This window comes from Pseudomonas sp. OV226, assembly GCF_003148705.1.
Classification (GTDB): Bacteria; Pseudomonadota; Gammaproteobacteria; order Pseudomonadales; family Pseudomonadaceae; genus Aquipseudomonas.
This window is the reverse complement of the sequence record NZ_QGGS01000024.1, coordinates 70320-86332: the sequence shown is the minus strand read 5'-3', so window position 1 is coordinate 86332 and position 16013 is coordinate 70320. Positions and strand designations below refer to the sequence as shown.

Genomic DNA, 16013 nt, shown 5'->3' with positions numbered 1-16013 from the left:
AAACCCTCTTATTGTTCTGTCAGGGGACGCACGCGTACACCCTGTTCGAGCTGCGCCAATTGCGCGGTATCGCCGATGCCGAAACCGATTTGAGTGACCGCCATCGCGGCAATCGCCGTGGCGGTGCGCAGGGTCTGCTCTGGCGTATCGGGCTTTAGCAAACCATGGAGCATGCCGGCCAACAACGAATCGCCCGCGCCCACGGTGCTGGCAACGCTGACCTTGGGGGGTGTGGCATGCAGCGCCGAGCCGACACTGAACCAGTTCACGCCCTCGGCACCGTGGGAAATCACCACGTGCTCGATGCCTTGCGCGTGCAAGCGGCTCGCGGCGTCGGCTTGTGCCGCGACCGACACAACCTCGCAGCCCAGCGCGTCCGCCAACTCTTCTGTGTTGGGTTTGATCAGCCACGGACCGGCCTTGAGCGCCGCGCGCAATGCCTCGCCGCTGGTGTCGAGGGCGACGTTCAAACCGAGTTTTTTCAAGCGTACAATCAACGCCTGCAACCACTGCGCGCTGACGCCCTGCGGCAAACTTCCGGCGACGACGACCACATCATGGCCGGGCGCAATCTGATCGAGACGATCCAGCAATGCCTGCTGCGCCGCTTCACTCACTCGCGGCCCTGGACCGTTGACGTCGGTGATGCGCCCGTCGCTTTCCGCCAGCTTGATGTTGCTGCGAATCTCACCGGGAACGCGGATAAACGCGTCGACAAAACCGCGTTTGGCAAACAGGGTTTCGAACGCCTGCAGATTGTCTTCCCCGAGAAACCCGCTGACGGTCAACTGATGCCCAAGGTCGGCCAGCACCTGCGCCACGTTTATGCCTTTGCCAGCGGCGTGGGTGTGCATGGCGTCGCTGCGGTTGACCTGGCCGGGTTCAAGGCGCGGCAACTGGACGGTCAGGTCCAGCGCCGGGTTGAGGGTCAGGGTTAAAATCCGGGCCATTACAGAGCCTCCACTAATGCGCGCACTTCATTGGCGCTGCCCACGGCCAGGGCCTGTCGGGCGAGAATTTGCGTCTGGGCGAGGCTGAGTTCGCGAATCCGCGCCTTGACCTCGGCAATGCTGCGACCCGACACACTGAGTTCGTCCACACCCAGGCCGACCAATACCGGCACCGCCAGCGGGTCCGCCGCCAACTCGCCGCACACCCCGACCCATTTGCCATGGGCATGCGCCGCGCGCACGGTGATGTCGATCAATTGCAGCACCGCCGGGTGCAAGCCGTCGGCCTGAGCGGACAAGGTCGGATGACCACGGTCGATGGCCAGTGTGTACTGGGTCAGGTCGTTGGTGCCGACGCTGAAGAAGTCGACTTCCCTGGCCAACACCGGCGCCAGCAAGGCGGCCGACGGCACCTCGATCATGATCCCCAGTTGCAAGTCGGCGACCGGGATTTCCAGACGCAAGCGTTCGGTCATGTCCCGTGCCTGACGCCATTCATCGACGCTGCCCACCATCGGAAACATGATCCGCAGCGGACGGTTATCGGCGGCCCGTAGCAAGGCGCGCAACTGCGCTTCCATGATCTTCGGGCGTTGCAGCGTCAGGCGAATACCGCGCACGCCGAGGAACGGGTTTTCTTCTTTGGCGATGGGCCAATACGGCAGCGGTTTGTCGCCACCGACATCGAGGGTGCGCACCACCAGCGGCCGACCGGCCAGGCCGTCGAGCACGCGACGGTATTCAACTTCCTGGGTGGCCTCGTCCGGCGCCTGCGGGTGGGCCATGAAAATCAGTTCGGTGCGCAACAGGCCAATGCCTTCGGCACCCTGCTCCACCGCGCTGGTGACACCGGCGCTTTCACCAATGTTGGCGAACACTTCGACCGCGTGACCATCGGTGGTCAGCGCCGGTTGATGACGTTGTTCAGCGGCCACTTTCAGGCGCTGTTCGCGGGTGTCGCGTTCTTCGGTGGCGCGTTGCAAGGTCAACGCATCAGCGTCTACGTGCAGGCGACCGCGCTGGCCATCGATCAGCAACGGCGTGCCCGGCGCCAGCAGCAACACCGCCGCACCGGCACCGACCAGCGCCGGAATACCCAAGGCTCGGGCCACGATGGCGCTGTGCGCCGTGGCGCCACCCCGCGCCGTGAGAATGCCGGCGACACGCGCCGGATCGAGACGTGCGACGTCGGACGGACCGACTTCGTCCATCACCAGAATGTAAGGTTGGTCAGGCTCTTTCGGCGTTTCAACGCCGCTCAGTTGCGCCAACACGCGCCGACCGATGTCACGCAAGTCCGCCGCACGCTCGGCGAGCAAGGCGTCCTGCAACGACTCCTGTTGCCGGGCCGCCGCTTCGATCACCGCCATCCACGCCGCTTCAGCGCTTTCACCTTGCTTGAGGCGGGTGTCGACTTCATCGCTCAGTTCCGGGTCGTCGAGCATTTCCTGGTGAGTGATGAAAATTTCGCGGATGGCCTTGGACGTGCTGCGTTCAATCAAGCCTTCGATGTCTTGGCGCACCTGCGCCAGTGCCTGTTTGAGGCGCTCGCGTTCAGTTGCGGCGGACTCACCGCGCAGCGGGTAATCGATGGTTTGCAGCACTTGAATATGGGCCGGGCCAATGGCAATTCCGGGCGCCGCGGCGATGGCTTGTATCAGGCTGCCGGACGCCGGGGCGAGCAGTACTTCGGCGACATCGGTGAGTTCTTCGCGCTGCTGACTCACGGCCGGCAACGGCTCGACTTCTTCACCGAGGCCTTCTTCGATGGCCGCCAGCAAGGCGGGCAAGGCATCGGCGGCAATGCTCGGTTCGGCAATGAACTCCAGCACCTGACCGCGACGGGCGCCGAGGCTGAGCAGTTTGCTCAAACTCTTCACCGACACCGCGCTGTCCTGGCTGTCGACGATACGTACGCGTATTTCACCTACAAAATTTTTCGCCAGTTGCGCGAGGATCTTCGCCGGGCGCGCGTGCAAGCCGTGGGCGTTGGCCAATGCGATGCGGGCGCTCGGCCAGTCCGCCGGCAATTCGCCGCCGAGGACTTCAAGCACTTTACGGCTGCTGGTGGCGCGGCCCAATTCGTGGCCGCGACCTTCAATCAGCAAGGCGCACAGGCGTTCGAGCAAGGCTTGATGAGCTTCACCCAGGCTGGCCAGGCAGAACAGACCGCTGAGCGGCTGGCCCAGATAGCGCATTGGTTTGTCCGGGGTGACGAAGGCCAGGCCCGGGCGCTTGACCGTTTGTTCGCTGTGCAACCACCACAGGCCATCGCCCAGCGGCAGTGCTTCGACCTGTTGCAACACAGCGGAAAAACCGTTGCTCACGCAATCGGCCTGGCGCAGCAAACGCGCACCGCGCCAGACCAGTTCTTCGAAGTCGTCGGCGGATACACCAAGACCGATCATCTGTGCATCCAGCGCCAATTCCTGCGGCGCGCCTTGCAGCAGTTTCAACAAGGCCTCGGCGGAACTCGCACGGCGCAAGGCCTGGCCCAGATCGGTTTCGCCGAGGGCGCGGGTCAACAGTTGCAACAAACGCAAATGCTCATCGGACTTGGCCGCGATACCGATCGCCAGGTACACGATCTGACCGTCGCCCCAGTCAACGCCTTCGGGAAACTGCATCAGCCGCACGCCGGTGGAAAACACCTGGTCGCGGGTTTGTGGCGTACCGTGGGGGATGGCAATGCCTTGGCCGAGAAAGGTCGAGCCCTGAGCTTCCCGTGCTTGCAGACCGGCCAGGTAACCCTCGGCAACCAGTCCATCGGCAACCAGATGCCTGGCCAACGACGCCAATGCTTCAGACTTATCCACAGCCGACTGGCCCATGGAAATCTGCTCTAGGGTGAGCTCGAGCATGCTTTCTCCTTTTTGGCGTCTGATGGCGCCAGGTATTGTTTTGAATGAATCAGCTTAGGCGCTTAGCCTTCACTTTTGGCGGTATCACGGCAGAACCTGCCAAAGGTGTTTATAACGCTGAAAATACGCCTGCTGAAACGTTTAATCTAGAATACTTGGCACGTTACTCGATAATGTCCCATCCTTGAAGCCCAACTTGTCGGATGTGGTTGGACAATAGTCGTCTGCCTGATTCGGGTAGGATTGGCGAAAATGTCGGGGCAAGCTCGAAAAAACAAGGAAATCCCGAGTTGAAACTCAGTGATATCGCACAGTTGGCCGGTGTGTCCGTAACCACCGCCAGTTATGTCATCAATGGCAAGGCTGAACAGCAACGCATCAGCAGTGCTACCGTCGAACGCGTGCGCGCGGTCGTCGAACAACATGGCTTTACGCCCAATCCTCAAGCGGCCGGTCTGCGCAGTCGGCACACCCGCACCCTGGGTTTTATTCTGCCGGACCTGGAAAACCCCAGTTACGCACGAATCGCCAAATTGCTGGAACAAGGCGCCCGGGCACGCGGCTATCAATTACTGATCGCCAGTTCCGACGATGCGCCAGACAGCGAACGACAATTGCTGCAACTGTTCCGTGCCCGGCGCTGCGATGCACTGATCGTTGCCAGTTGCCTGCCGGCCGGTGACGACAGCTACCGCCAGTTGCAGGCCAAAGGCATCCCGATCATCGCCATCGACCGGGTCATGGAGCCCGAGCATTTCTGTTCGGTGATCAGTGATGACCGCGAGGCCAGCCTGCAATTGACCCGCAGTCTACTGGACCCGCAGCCCAAGCAGATCGCCTTGATCGGCGCGCGCCCCGAGTTGAGTATCAGCCAGGAGCGCTCGGCCGGCTTCAAAGAGGCACTCGAGGGGTTCAAAGGCCAAGTATTGATCGAGCATGGCGAGTCGTTCAGCCGCGAATGCGGCAAGCAGTTGATGGAAGAAATGTTGCAGCGCCTGGGGCATCTGCCCGATGCGCTGGTCACCACTTCCTACGTGCTGCTCCAGGGCGTGTTCGACGCCTTGCACGACTTCCCGTTGAAAACCCGTCCGTTGCGTCTCGGTACGTTTGGCGACACGCAGTTGCTGGACTTCCTGCCGCTGCCAGTCAACGCCATGGCCCAACAACATCAACTGATTGCCGATAAAGCCCTGGCACTGGCACTGGCCGCCATCGAGCAGTCCGATTACCAACCTGGCGTGCAAGCCATCGCACGGACCTTCAAGCAGCGCATTCACCGGGACTGAACCGTGGAGCTGATCGACAGCCACACTCATCTGGATTTTTCCGATTTCGACGAGGATCGTCAGGCGCTGCTTGCCGAAAGCCGCGCATTGGGCGTGCGACGGATGGTCGTGCTGGGGGTGTATCAGGCCAATTGGCAGCGGGTCTGGGACCTCGTGCAAAACGATCCCGACCTGCATGCAGCATTCGGTTTGCACCCGGTGTACCTCGAAGATCACCGGCCTGAAGATCTGCGTGAACTGGCTGACTGGCTGACGCGTCTGGCCGGCCATCGACAGGTGTGCGCCGTGGGCGAGATCGGTCTGGATTACTTCATCGAAACCCTGGATCGCGAGCGCCAGCAGGCGCTGTTCGAGGCGCAACTGCAACTGGCGGCGGACTTCCATCTTCCGGCACTGATCCACGTTCGACGCAGCCATGCGGCGGTGATTGCCACGCTTAAGCGCTTTCGGTTGAAACGTGCCGGGATCATCCATGCCTTTGCGGGCAGCAAGGAAGAAGCTCGCGAATACATCAAGCTCGGGTTCAAACTGGGTCTGGGCGGTGCCGCGACCTGGCCGCAGGCGCTGCGCATGCACCGTGTGCTCGCCGAGTTGCCACTTGACTGCGTGGTGCTGGAAACCGACTCACCGGACATGGCCCCGGTCATGTTTCCCGGTCAACGCAACAGCCCGGCGCACCTGCCCGCAATCTGTGGCGCATTGGCGCAAATCATGGCAATCAGCCCCGAGCAGTTGGCCACCGTCAGCACGGCCAATGCCTGCGAGCTGTTCAACTGGTAATCAATCGGCGTGGGCTTTGGCGGCTTCCAGAATTAACGTGATGTGTTGCCGGCGCCGGGCAAATTGAATGACCAGAAAGTAAGCCAGAATCGCGATCAGTGAAAAATTCAGCTGTTCGACCACGCTGAGCATCCCGATCCATTCCATGACCAATGCCACCAGAATCGCCGAACACACCATCACCCGCGTGCTTGCCCGCAGCATGGAAAGTGAGTCCAGCGACTTGAAGCGCTTGATCTGTTTCGGATCACGCAACTGCAAGGCTTTATGGCAGTGAGTACAGGTAAACGATTCGTTGATAGCAATAGCGTTGAGTTGCCAGGCCTCGAGCACACGCGTGCTCCCGCAATGGGCGCAATGCCCCTGGACTCCAATTGTTGCGGCCGACATAACCGGGCCTCCTCAGGGCAGGTCAGAGTGATTGATCTTCCTCCATTGAAGACGAAAAATCTGAACACGCAGGAAATCAGGACCTTACCTACTCACAAAGGTAAAAGTTACTACAGATTATGCGCAAAAACTGTGGGAGCGAGCGTGCTCGCTCCCACAACTTTTACTCAAACCCTGAACGCGCTGATCAGGTGTTTGAGCTCCACCACCTGAGCGGACAACGCGCGGCTGGCATCTTCGGTCTGGTGCGCGCCTTCGGCGGTCCGTTCCCCGGCCCGGTTGATCTCGACGATGTTCTGATCAATGTCGTGGGCCACGGCAGTCTGCTGCTCGACAGCGGCGGCGATCTGCTGGTTCTGGTCAACGATCATGCCGACAGCGCCGAGGATGTTTTCCAGCGCCTGCTGGACCTTCTCCGACTGCCCGACCGTGCCATCGGCCACCTGATGGCTGATGCCCATGGCTTTCACCGCCGCGCCGACGCCGCTGTGAAGCTTGCTGATCATCTGCTCGATTTCTTCGGTCGATTGCTGGGTGCGCTTGGCCAGCGTGCGGACCTCATCGGCCACCACCGCAAAACCACGCCCCTGTTCCCCGGCCCGAGCGGCTTCGATGGCGGCGTTAAGGGCCAACAGATTGGTCTGCTCGGCGATGCTTTTGATCACTTCCAGTACGCGGCTGATGGACTGGCTGTCGCTGGCCAGTTGATTGATCACCAGCACCGACTGATCGATCTCGCTGGCCAATTGCGCGATGCTGCCCTGCTGGGACGCCACCAGCCCGCGACCGCTGATGGTCTCGTCGTTGACACTGTGGGCACTGCTGACTGCAGCGGCGGCACTGCGCGCCACCTCAAGGGAGGTCGCCGACATTTGGTTCATGGCAGTGGCGACCTGTTCGATCTGACTACGTTGCCCGGCCACCGCCTGGTTGCTCTGGGTAGAAACGCTTTGAACCTGCCCGGCCTGGCGCTCGACCTCGTTGACGGTCTGCCCGACGCGTTCGATCAGGTCATGGATTTTCTTCACGGTGCCGTTGAACACCTCGCCCAGCTCACCGAGTTCATCACGACTTTCGGCGCGGAAGGTCACCGTCATGTCGCCCGCAGCGACCGTGTCCATCATGGCGCCAAGTCGTTTGAGGGTGGTGCGGGTGGACGCGTAGAAGCCGCCGTAAAGGTAAAAAATCAATACAAACACCACTGACAACGCCACGGCCTGCAAGACCATGTGAGTGCGGTTCTGCTCCAGTCGCTGCTGCAACTGGGAACCCAGGAACTTCAGCGTGGCTTCGTTGAGTTGGTAGGTCTGGTCCATCAGGGCAGTGACTTGATCGTAAAAACCCTGCCAGGGTGCATCGAGGGTGTCTGCCATCACCACTTTTTCTTCGAACAGCTCACTGGCTTTTTTCAGGGAGGCTTTGCTGCTATCGGCTTGAGCGGCCAGGGTTTCATGCGCCGCTTTGCTGGAGCCCAGTGCATCCTGCAATTTCAGGCTGTATTCGCCCTGGAGTTTTTCGATCTGCGCCAACAACTCATCGAACCGAGTGCTGGATGCCGAGTTGAGAAAGCCCTGCCCCAGGGAATAGGACCCCATCGCCCGGCCATCGCCCAACAGTTGGGTCACAGGCGGGGTGACGTTGGTGATCAGTTCGCTCAGTTGACGCATGTCGCTTTGGCTGTCACGGCTGAGGCCAGCCTGAGTGGCGATGATCTGGCTGAAAATCTGCGCATTACCAAGCAGCTTGCCGATCATTCCGCTTTTGCTTTGCAGGGAGGTTTCCGCTTGCTGGGCCTTGAACGCCGCGATCATTTCATCGCGTTTGCCGTTGAAAACGCTGATCTGCTCCGGATCTGTGGTCATCGCCGTCAGTCCTTGCAGACGCGCCAGGATACTTTGCCCTAGCGTGCCGATCTGCGACTCGATATTGCCGGCCTTGCCAGACTGCCCGAGTGTGACGTTGATCTGCACCAGATTGTTCAGGGTTTCCAGGTCTCGCCGCAGCGTCAGGCCGCTGCCCAGCAGGTCGAGGCTCTGCAGTTCAACTTGTGTGCCCTGAAACTCACGATAGGAATCGCGCACCAGATAGAAGTTGGTGACTAGCATCGGCACCAAAAACAGCACACTGATCAGGCTGAACTTCATGCCGAAGCTCAGTCGATTCATCAGCGCGACGGCGGGATAGAGCAAGCTCTTCACTGGAAGTCTCCCTTTGCATTCTTATTTTTATTTGGCAGGCGCAGCTCAGCGGCAGATAGCCACTATTCAGCGCTATCCCTGTATATCTTAAATCGGCAGGTGGTTTTGTAACTTAAGGTTAACGGGAGGAGGCACAGGCCCGCAGCAGCCTGCATGCGGCTGCGAAGCATGCACCGTGGTTTGGCAGGGTGAACGCGTCGTTTGGATACATGGCGGCTGTGCAGCCGGACGCAGGCAGCGCCAGCTGCTACAGGCATCGATGGGTTACGGCAGGACGGTCCACAGCGCGAAACCGGCGTACCAGAGCACTGCCGCGCGCAATAGCAACTCCCAGATCCGGTCCAGATTGTTGATGCCATCCGGCCCGACGACCGGTGCAGGAATTTCACCGGCCACCAGCCCAACCTTCTCGATCAACTGGGCGGCGCTGATGTTCCAGTTCAGCAACTCATGCAACATCACCCGACTAACGGCGACAAAATTGCCGACCAGCGAAAAACTCGCCGCCAGCAACCGCACCGGTACCCAATCAAAGGCATGACGCAATTGTGCCGCGCGTTCGACCACGCCCGGGTTCTGCCCATGCTCTTCGGCCAGCGCCAACAGGCGATAACTCAGGGCCGCGACCGGTCCGAGCAGGAAGTACCAGAAAATCACCGCAAAGAAACTCTGGTAGGCCTCCCACAGCAAGTGCGCTTCGACCCGCTCCAGCAATTGCTCGCCGCTGTCGGCGCAAATATCCAGGTCCCGTTTGGCCACATGCGCGGCAGCTTGCAGGTCTTCGCGGCGCCAGGCATCGCGAAACGGACCGAGACCGGCCAGCAAGTCACCGCGTCCCAGGCTGTAAATCACCACCAGCAAATGCACCGGTAACGCCAGCAGACCGTAAGCCACCGGATCCAGCACCACCAGCAGCAAGCCCAGCAGCGCGACCGGCAACAACACCAGGATGACCAATATCAACCATGGCCGGTCGATCAGACGTGGCGTGACCTCAAGCTTGTTCAGCTCGCGCACCCAACCGCCATCACGCTGGACCCGATGACGCAGGGCCGAGAATTTCTCGATCCATACCGCCAACAGCAACACCAGAAAACTCATTGTCCTTCCTCTTTTGCCAGGGCTGCGCGATAGCGTGCCCAGTCGAACGCGGGTCCTGGATCGGTCTTGCGCCCCGGTGCAATGTCGCTATGTCCGCAAATACGCTGCGCGGTGATGCCGGGATAAGCACTTTGCAGTTGGCGGGTCAAAGCTGTCAGCGCGTGATATTGAGCATCAGTGAACGGCAGATCATCCGTGCCTTCGAGCTCGATGCCCACGGAAAAATCGTTACAGGTTTCCCGGCCCTCGAAACTTGAAACACCAGCATGCCAAGCCCGATCAAGACAAGAGACAAACTGAGTGACAGTACCGTCACGCTCAATCAGAAAGTGGGCCGACACCCGCAAGTCAGCAATGCCTTCAAAATAAGGATGCTCCGTGACATCCAGACGATTCTGGAAGAATTCCTGCACTTTGCCAGTGGCGAACTGCGCAGGCGGCAAGCTGATGTTGTGGATCACCAGCAGGGAAATTTCGCCCGAGGGGCGCGCATTGTGGTTGGGTGAGAGGCATACATGCACGTCCTGACACCAACCGCTCGCGAGGTCCAACTGCATACAGGTTCCTTCAACGAAGTCTGTGTTGGCGCTCAGTATGCCGCGATAGCCCCTCGGGACGCGATCACTTGCCGCCATTGAGTCGGCGCTTCGCACTGAAATAGACGCTGCAGGCGGGCATCGACTTAGCCAGCGAATCGACCAATTGCAGCCCTCAGCGTCAACGGAACACCTCGGACACCTTGGGTTGATTCGTGCCATGGCCCTATAATCGGGGCACTTTGTTTGTGGAGTCCGTTATGCCGAATCTACGCCTCGCCGATTTGACTGCCGAAATCGAAGCCAACGTACGCCGTGCGTTGCGTGAAGACATCGGCAGCGGCGATATCACCGCACAGTTGATCCCGGCCGAGCGCCTGGCAAAAGCCACCATCATCACCCGTGATGCCGCCGTCATTGCCGGCACGGCGTGGGTCGATGCTGTGTTCCGGCAACTGGACCCGCGGGTTGCGGTGCATTGGCAGGTCAAGGATGGCGAGCGGGTAATACCCAATCAGATTCTGTTCCACCTGGAAGGTCCGGCGCGCTCACTGCTCACCGGCGAACGCAGCGCGCTGAACTTCCTGCAAATGCTGTCGGGCGTGGCCACGCGTGCGCAATACCTGGCGGACTTTGTCGCCAATACTCAAGTGAAGCTGCTCGACACCCGAAAAACCCTGCCTGGCTTGCGTCTGGCGCAAAAGTACGCCGTCACCTGCGGCGGTTGCCATAACCATCGTATCGGCCTTTACGACGCCTTCCTGATCAAGGAAAACCATATCGCTGCCAGCGGTGGCATCCCGGAAGCCATTAACGCCGCCCACAAGATTGCACCGGGTAAACCGGTGGAGATCGAAGTGGAAAGCCTGGATGAGCTCAAAGAAGCGCTGGCGGCGGGTGCCGACATCATCATGCTCGATGAATTGAGCCTGGATGACATGCGCGAAGCCGTGCGTCTGAACGCAGGCAAGGCAAAACTGGAAGCCAGTGGCGGGATCAACGAAAGCACGCTGCTGCCCATCGCCGAAACCGGGGTGGATTACATCTCGATTGGCGCGATGACCAAGGACGTGAAGGCTGTCGATCTGTCGATGCGGTTAAGCCTCTGATCGAGCCTTGTAGAACGAAAAACGCCAGCCTTGTTCAGGCTGGCGTTTTTGTCAGACCACCAGATTGTTCATCTCGCAGTACTCTTCCCACTCAACGCCCAACACCTCGGCCGCCTCCTTGTGCAGTGCCAGGCGTGCAGCCTCGTACTCTTCCGGGGTCGAAGTGTACTTGAGCGTCAATTCCCACGGCTGCAAGCCCTGGGCCTCGGCCTCGTCCTCGAACGCCCACTGGATCTGGTCTTTCTGATCATCGGCGGGCAGGTCTTTGATTTCGTCCATCAATTCAGGCGCGTCCAGCACGTACTTCTTCAGCGCTTCTGCGTGCCTGGCTTCCTGGGTCAATTCTTTAACGGTCATGTCGTTCTCGCTGATCTGGGGAATGGAAGATGGATCTGGATCATCAAGGATCTCTCTGACGCAAAAAACCGGTTGAAGCCCGGTTTATCTGGCCTTCAGAACCATTCGGGGATCATCTGAAAACTGCAAAGCGGTGCTTGTGCAAGCTTCGAATATAGGACGTTTGCTTGCCGATTTATATGGACTTTTACATCAAATCTACAAAAAAAGACTGGAGGAACCTTTCTGAAAATTTTGTCTCGCGTCGCAGGAACAACACGTAAAAGGTAAAGTCATAGCGATGTGCCATATAAGCACTTCACAAGGAACCCTAGTGATGTCCGGTCTTACCAAATGTTCGTCTGCCCTTCTCTCTGCTGGCACGGCTGCCCTTCTTCTTGGCAGCCTGGCGCTGTCAAATACCGCTCAAGCCTTGGAGTACAACACCGACAGCGCTTCGACTTCCGATAAATTTCTCGCTTTCCACAACTATTACGGCAAAGACGTGATGGTCAGATCCAGCGTCAGTACCGAGGATGTGGAGAAATTACAAAGAACCATAAAAACCAATACGGCTGATCTGGAAGAGCTGAAGAAAACCGTCAGTGAACAAGCGCGCCTCATCGAAGAGCTCAAGCGTAACAACGGCTCCAGTTCCAGCTCCAACGCCAGCGAAGTGACCAACCTCAAGCGTACCCTCGGCGAACACGAAACCGGCCTGAAAAATCTCGCCAAGGCAATGGACGAACTCAAACGCAACAGCGGTTCGAGCTCCAGCACCAACACCAGCGAAATGACGGACCTCAAGCGTACCGTCAGCGAACAGCAAAACGGCCTGGTCGCCATGGCCAAGCAGTTGGACGAGCTCAAGCGCAACAGTGGCCAGAGTTCCAGCTCTAGCTCCAGCGAAGTTTCTGATCTCAAACGCAACGTCAGCGAGCAGGATAACAACCTGAAAAAGCTCGCCAGTCAGATGGACGACCTCAAACGCAGCAGCAGTTCGAGCTCCAGCTCCAGTTCCAGTTCCAGCGAAGTGGCCAGTCTCAAGCGCTCAGTCGACGAACAGGATAATGACCTCAAAAGACTCGCCAGCCAGGTCGAAGACCTCAAGCGCAGTGCTGGATCGAGTTCCAGCTCAAGCTCCAGCGACCTGTCCAGCCTGAAGCGGGAAGTCAGCGATCAAGACAATCAACTGAATCAGCTCAAACGCGAGGTGGATGATCTGAGCAGAAAGGTGAAATAAACGGGGGAATGGTGCCCGAGACAGGAATCGCATACGACCAATAACATGCCGTATTTACTGGCGACCCACTGCATAGCAACCGATAGATGTACTATTAAATGTACTATTTAAGTGAAGCTGAGCCAACCCGAGGGGTGAGGTTCGCTTCACTCACGATGGAATACTGAGACACACATGGCATGGCTACGCGCTCGTAGACGTGGCGTAGGGGCTACCCTCGCAAAGCTTGTGAAATGGCACTCACTCACGACGAGCGCGACCAAACAGAAGGCGCTTACTCTCGCACTGATTTTTTAGATAAACGACGCGCCCTGATGAGCGAATGGGCTCACTACTTGACCCCCAATCAACCACTGCAAACTCTCACTGATGACCAGCGGTAGAAACAGCATAGGGCTGGAAGCGCTCTAGCAATGCGCTACCACTACTTGGATTGGATAGATGTCGATAGTCGCCCTTACGAAAACATGCCTGAAGCACGCGCACTGAAACGCACCGCAATCTGAGCATCGCTGCTACCCTGTCGCTTCAATATCCAGGATAGGGATGTGCCCGTGTCATTCCGCAATTACAGCCAGACTAGCCCAGAAAGACCGAACGTAGGCACGCTGGCAATGCTGCTCACTCAAGCTGGAAATGTCGTAGAGAGCGTGTTCAATCAGCTAGGCACCCCTCCCCCCGCACGAAATCAACAATTGCAGTCGCTGTATGAAAGGATGAGAAGTTTTGAGATACAACCTCGCCAGGATAAACAGGTCGACCTGACTATCCGGCAGGGCCAAGTCGCGATTGAAGAACAGTTGGTCGAACATGCCGAGACGGCCCTGCGTCAAGCAGTCTATGTGCAGTTTATCCACGACAAACAGATGCCACCACAGAGTACGCCGGCCCCAACCGCCGCCTATGAGCATTACTTGCAGGATATGATCACGGCCTTGATGCTGGCCAATCGGCACCTGGCGATGCTAGAAGTACTCAAGAACCTAGAGGGCAAACACTATGGTGTACGCGCGGCCCAAGGAGGTCACGCCAAAAACAAGCAACCCTCCAGCAAGATGACTTCCCAGCTTATTCGCACCATGGTCAAAGGCATGCTCTACAACAAACCTGTCCTCGCGAATAGTAATAAGACTGAAGTCGCCGATACGATGGCTACGCGCATTTACAAAGCGAACCGCGAATTCGAAATGCTTGATATCACGAATATCGACGATTTGAAGCATGAGGTCCGCGAACTTCTGTTCGACTTTGCCAACATCGGTAAACGCAGCAACCGACGGCAGACAGACCGCGAAAGACTCGGGCATATCCTGCGTCATTCATTTCCCTCGCGAGACACGGAAGAGTCGCGCCAGATGGATGTCGACGCAGCACGTACCACAGGCCGGATTGAGGGTGTGAGAACAGCGTTAGCTTTGCAACTTAAACAGCGCTTTGGAGCGCTGCCGAGGTCAGCAATTGAAACGCTGGAGACCACTGGCGATATGGATCAACTGCAAATCTACCTAGAGCGGCTAACAGAGGCCCGGTCTGTAAATGACGTCATTCAAAACGCCCAATGAGCGATATTAATCTAAATGAAAACGCCACCGTGACGGTGACGTTCTCAATTCACAAGTAGCAACAGGCATACGATCGCCCAGTAATGGCTGACGATTGCGGATTATTTCCTCATGGCTGAGCGCGCTAACATAGCTTAGCGCTACACGGCACCATCAGGCCCTCTGCATACCACACCCCTAAATTGAAGTCTTCAAAGGGGAAAGAACACATCTAGTATTCATGTTGCTCATGGAGCGTTCAGGAAAAAGATCAAGGTATGTGACATTTTCAAATTTACACATCAACACCTTCCCCTGAGCTACGAGTACCTCAATAGCAGGATCTAGACGCTTCACTTTTCGCAAATGACCAGGTCCCTTTTGCAGAACTAAGTTTTTTGCCACATACCGCTCACCGGACTCACGCTTTAATTGCAACCAATCATCCAATTCCAGAGCATCGGCTTCGTCTTGAGGTGGCAATGAAAACATCCGTAAAAACTCATCGGAGTACCAAAAGCAAACATCGATAGCTGCCTCCAAGGTTTCCACAGCTATGTCTCCATCTTTTTTCTCGAAGAAATGAAATATAGCAGCAACCCTGGCGATATTATCTGCCAACTTGGAAGCATGATCCCCCATACCAAAATATCGCCCTCCCGGCTTAATCTGCGCCTCCACGCCATTAAAAATACTGACCCACCGGTGAATCGCCGCCTGAGAAAACCTAACCACCAACTTCGGCTTCTTGGGGTCAGCTAGAAACTCAACACTGCTTTTAAGGATCTCGCCGACGCGCTCAGAAAACCTGTCACAACAATCCCAGCGCGCGGCGCCTTCCGTAATAAACCGAGTCCCCTGAGTAGACTCTGGACTGCAAACCAAAAACCTAGCCCACAAGCCAGACCCACGTGATTTTTCACCGTTTTTCTCCATATAGCTAAAAAAGGAACTTTCTTGAACCATTAACGATACCGTCAACCGTCCTCTGACCTCATAACTTTCAGCCGACACACGATCAACCGTTATGGTATCCCCGCTCCATAGCGCATTCTGTTTTGAGAGGTCATTGAATGCCTTACCCGTCAGCACGCCACCACCCTCACTGGAGATAAGTCCAGCTACTGGAATGTTCTGGTGCAAACCAAGAAACAACGCCTCTGAGGTAGCATCTTCGTACAGCAACTTGAAGCGTCTAGGCTTGATCGGCGCACAGGCTTGATGCTCCATGAGTTGTTTATTCGGATCACCCCCCTCCGACTGATCCAATAGTAGAGTTTCTTTCAAGATAGCCTTTCGACGAGCGTCCCAGATCGACTGTTTCGCACGCCAATCAGAGAGCTCTGATTGATAAATCACATCCATCTCATCCTGAAAGCGCCGAACGCCTCCCATAAATACATTCTCTGCGGTCGACTTTCGCTCCCCAGAGTTGGCCACCGTGAGCACCATTATTGATACCGGACCGATTTGGCCATTTGGTTTACAGACATCAATTAAACCTTGAACCGCATTCGCCATGGCTGGTAATGCAGCTGAATAAATAAGTGCTCGCGGGGCCATTATATTGCGCTCAGCTTCATCTACTGCGCCCCCGATAATCGGCAAAGCCATAGACCTTGGAAATGCTCCTCCTGGAACAGGAAGCCAACTTGACACACCATTAGAAAAACTCATAAACC

At 57.5% G+C, this 16013-nt stretch carries 13 protein-coding genes; 5 read left to right on the top strand and 8 right to left on the bottom strand.

Annotation, left to right across the window (positions count from 1 at the left end):
* Positions 1–8: 8 nt before the first annotated feature.
* A complete protein-coding gene (pfkB, locus tag C7534_RS27180; protein ID WP_109787631.1) occupies positions 9–950 on the bottom strand; it encodes a 1-phosphofructokinase in 942 nt (313 codons plus the stop codon).
* The gene (gene ptsP / locus C7534_RS27175; protein WP_109787630.1) at positions 950–3811 is read right to left on the bottom strand and encodes a phosphoenolpyruvate--protein phosphotransferase; all 2862 of its coding nucleotides are present in this window, start codon (positions 3809–3811) and stop codon (positions 950–952) included. Before ptsP ends, pfkB begins: the two co-directional genes overlap by 1 nt.
* A 290-nt stretch (positions 3812–4101) precedes the next feature.
* On the opposite strand from ptsP, the gene cra reads away from it, so the two are divergent.
* Both cra and C7534_RS27165 read left to right on the top strand, forming a co-directional pair.
* Positions 4102–5097, top strand: a complete 996-nt coding sequence (gene cra, locus C7534_RS27170) for a catabolite repressor/activator (protein WP_046031939.1) — start codon at positions 4102–4104, stop codon at positions 5095–5097.
* A 3-nt stretch (positions 5098–5100) separates the two neighbouring features.
* Positions 5101–5877 carry a TatD family hydrolase gene (locus C7534_RS27165; RefSeq protein ID WP_109787629.1) on the top strand — a complete coding sequence of 259 codons (777 nt, stop codon included), beginning with the start codon at positions 5101–5103 and terminating at the stop codon, positions 5875–5877.
* On the opposite strand, the gene C7534_RS27160 is transcribed toward C7534_RS27165, so the two are convergent.
* The 4 genes from C7534_RS27160 to ampD all read right to left on the bottom strand — a co-directional run bounded on the left by C7534_RS27160 (position 5878) and on the right by ampD (position 10123).
* A complete protein-coding gene (locus C7534_RS27160; RefSeq protein ID WP_109787628.1) occupies positions 5878–6267 on the bottom strand; it encodes a hypothetical protein in 390 nt (129 codons plus the stop codon).
* 167 nt (positions 6268–6434) lie between these two features.
* A complete protein-coding gene (locus C7534_RS27155; protein WP_109787627.1) occupies positions 6435–8465 on the bottom strand; it encodes a methyl-accepting chemotaxis protein in 2031 nt (676 codons plus the stop codon).
* Between the two features lie 264 nt (positions 8466–8729).
* Positions 8730–9566, bottom strand: a complete 837-nt coding sequence (gene ampE, locus C7534_RS27150) for a regulatory signaling modulator protein AmpE (RefSeq protein WP_046031935.1) — start codon at positions 9564–9566, stop codon at positions 8730–8732.
* The gene (gene ampD / locus C7534_RS27145) at positions 9563–10123 is read right to left on the bottom strand and encodes a 1,6-anhydro-N-acetylmuramyl-L-alanine amidase AmpD (protein ID WP_046031934.1); all 561 of its coding nucleotides are present in this window, start codon (positions 10121–10123) and stop codon (positions 9563–9565) included. Before ampD ends, ampE begins: the two co-directional genes overlap by 4 nt.
* Before the next feature lie 239 nt (positions 10124–10362).
* On the opposite strand from ampD, the gene nadC reads away from it, so the two are divergent.
* Positions 10363–11211, top strand: coding sequence for a carboxylating nicotinate-nucleotide diphosphorylase (gene nadC / locus C7534_RS27140; RefSeq protein ID WP_109787626.1), 849 nt, complete (start codon positions 10363–10365; stop codon positions 11209–11211).
* A gap of 51 nt (positions 11212–11262) precedes the next feature.
* On the opposite strand, the gene C7534_RS27135 is transcribed toward nadC, so the two are convergent.
* Positions 11263–11568, bottom strand: a complete 306-nt coding sequence (locus C7534_RS27135; RefSeq protein ID WP_046031932.1) for a DUF6388 family protein — start codon at positions 11566–11568, stop codon at positions 11263–11265.
* 316 nt (positions 11569–11884) lie between these two features.
* On the opposite strand from C7534_RS27135, the gene C7534_RS27130 reads away from it, so the two are divergent.
* Together C7534_RS27130 and C7534_RS27125 are read left to right on the top strand one after the other, a co-directional pair.
* A complete protein-coding gene (locus tag C7534_RS27130; protein ID WP_109787625.1) occupies positions 11885–12790 on the top strand; it encodes a hypothetical protein in 906 nt (301 codons plus the stop codon).
* 554 nt (positions 12791–13344) lie between these two features.
* Complete coding sequence (locus tag C7534_RS27125; protein ID WP_146206198.1) at positions 13345–14352, top strand: hypothetical protein; 1008 nt, start codon at positions 13345–13347, stop codon at positions 14350–14352.
* A 177-nt stretch (positions 14353–14529) separates the two neighbouring features.
* On the opposite strand, the gene C7534_RS27120 is transcribed toward C7534_RS27125, so the two are convergent.
* Positions 14530–16008, bottom strand: a complete 1479-nt coding sequence (locus C7534_RS27120) for a YfjI family protein (protein ID WP_109787623.1) — start codon at positions 16006–16008, stop codon at positions 14530–14532.
* Positions 16009–16013 lie beyond the last annotated feature (5 nt).

What these genes read in the sequence shown, in the direction of transcription:
- pfkB (WP_109787631.1), bottom strand. Translation starts at nt 950, where the DNA reads ATGGCCCGGATTTTAACCCTGACCCTCAACCCGGCGCTGGACCTGACC.
- ptsP (WP_109787630.1), bottom strand. Translation starts at nt 3,811, where the DNA reads ATGCTCGAGCTCACCCTAGAGCAGATTTCCATGGGCCAGTCGGCTGTG.
- C7534_RS27160 (WP_109787628.1), bottom strand. Translation starts at nt 6,267, where the DNA reads ATGTCGGCCGCAACAATTGGAGTCCAGGGGCATTGCGCCCATTGCGGG.
- ampE (WP_046031935.1), bottom strand. Translation starts at nt 9,566, where the DNA reads ATGAGTTTTCTGGTGTTGCTGTTGGCGGTATGGATCGAGAAATTCTCG.
- ampD (WP_046031934.1), bottom strand. Translation starts at nt 10,123, where the DNA reads ATGCAGTTGGACCTCGCGAGCGGTTGGTGTCAGGACGTGCATGTATGC.
- nadC (WP_109787626.1), top strand. Translation starts at nt 10,363, where the DNA reads ATGCCGAATCTACGCCTCGCCGATTTGACTGCCGAAATCGAAGCCAAC.
- C7534_RS27135 (WP_046031932.1), bottom strand. Translation starts at nt 11,568, where the DNA reads ATGACCGTTAAAGAATTGACCCAGGAAGCCAGGCACGCAGAAGCGCTG.
- C7534_RS27130 (WP_109787625.1), top strand. Translation starts at nt 11,885, where the DNA reads ATGTCCGGTCTTACCAAATGTTCGTCTGCCCTTCTCTCTGCTGGCACG.
- C7534_RS27120 (WP_109787623.1), bottom strand. Translation starts at nt 16,008, where the DNA reads ATGAGTTTTTCTAATGGTGTGTCAAGTTGGCTTCCTGTTCCAGGAGGA.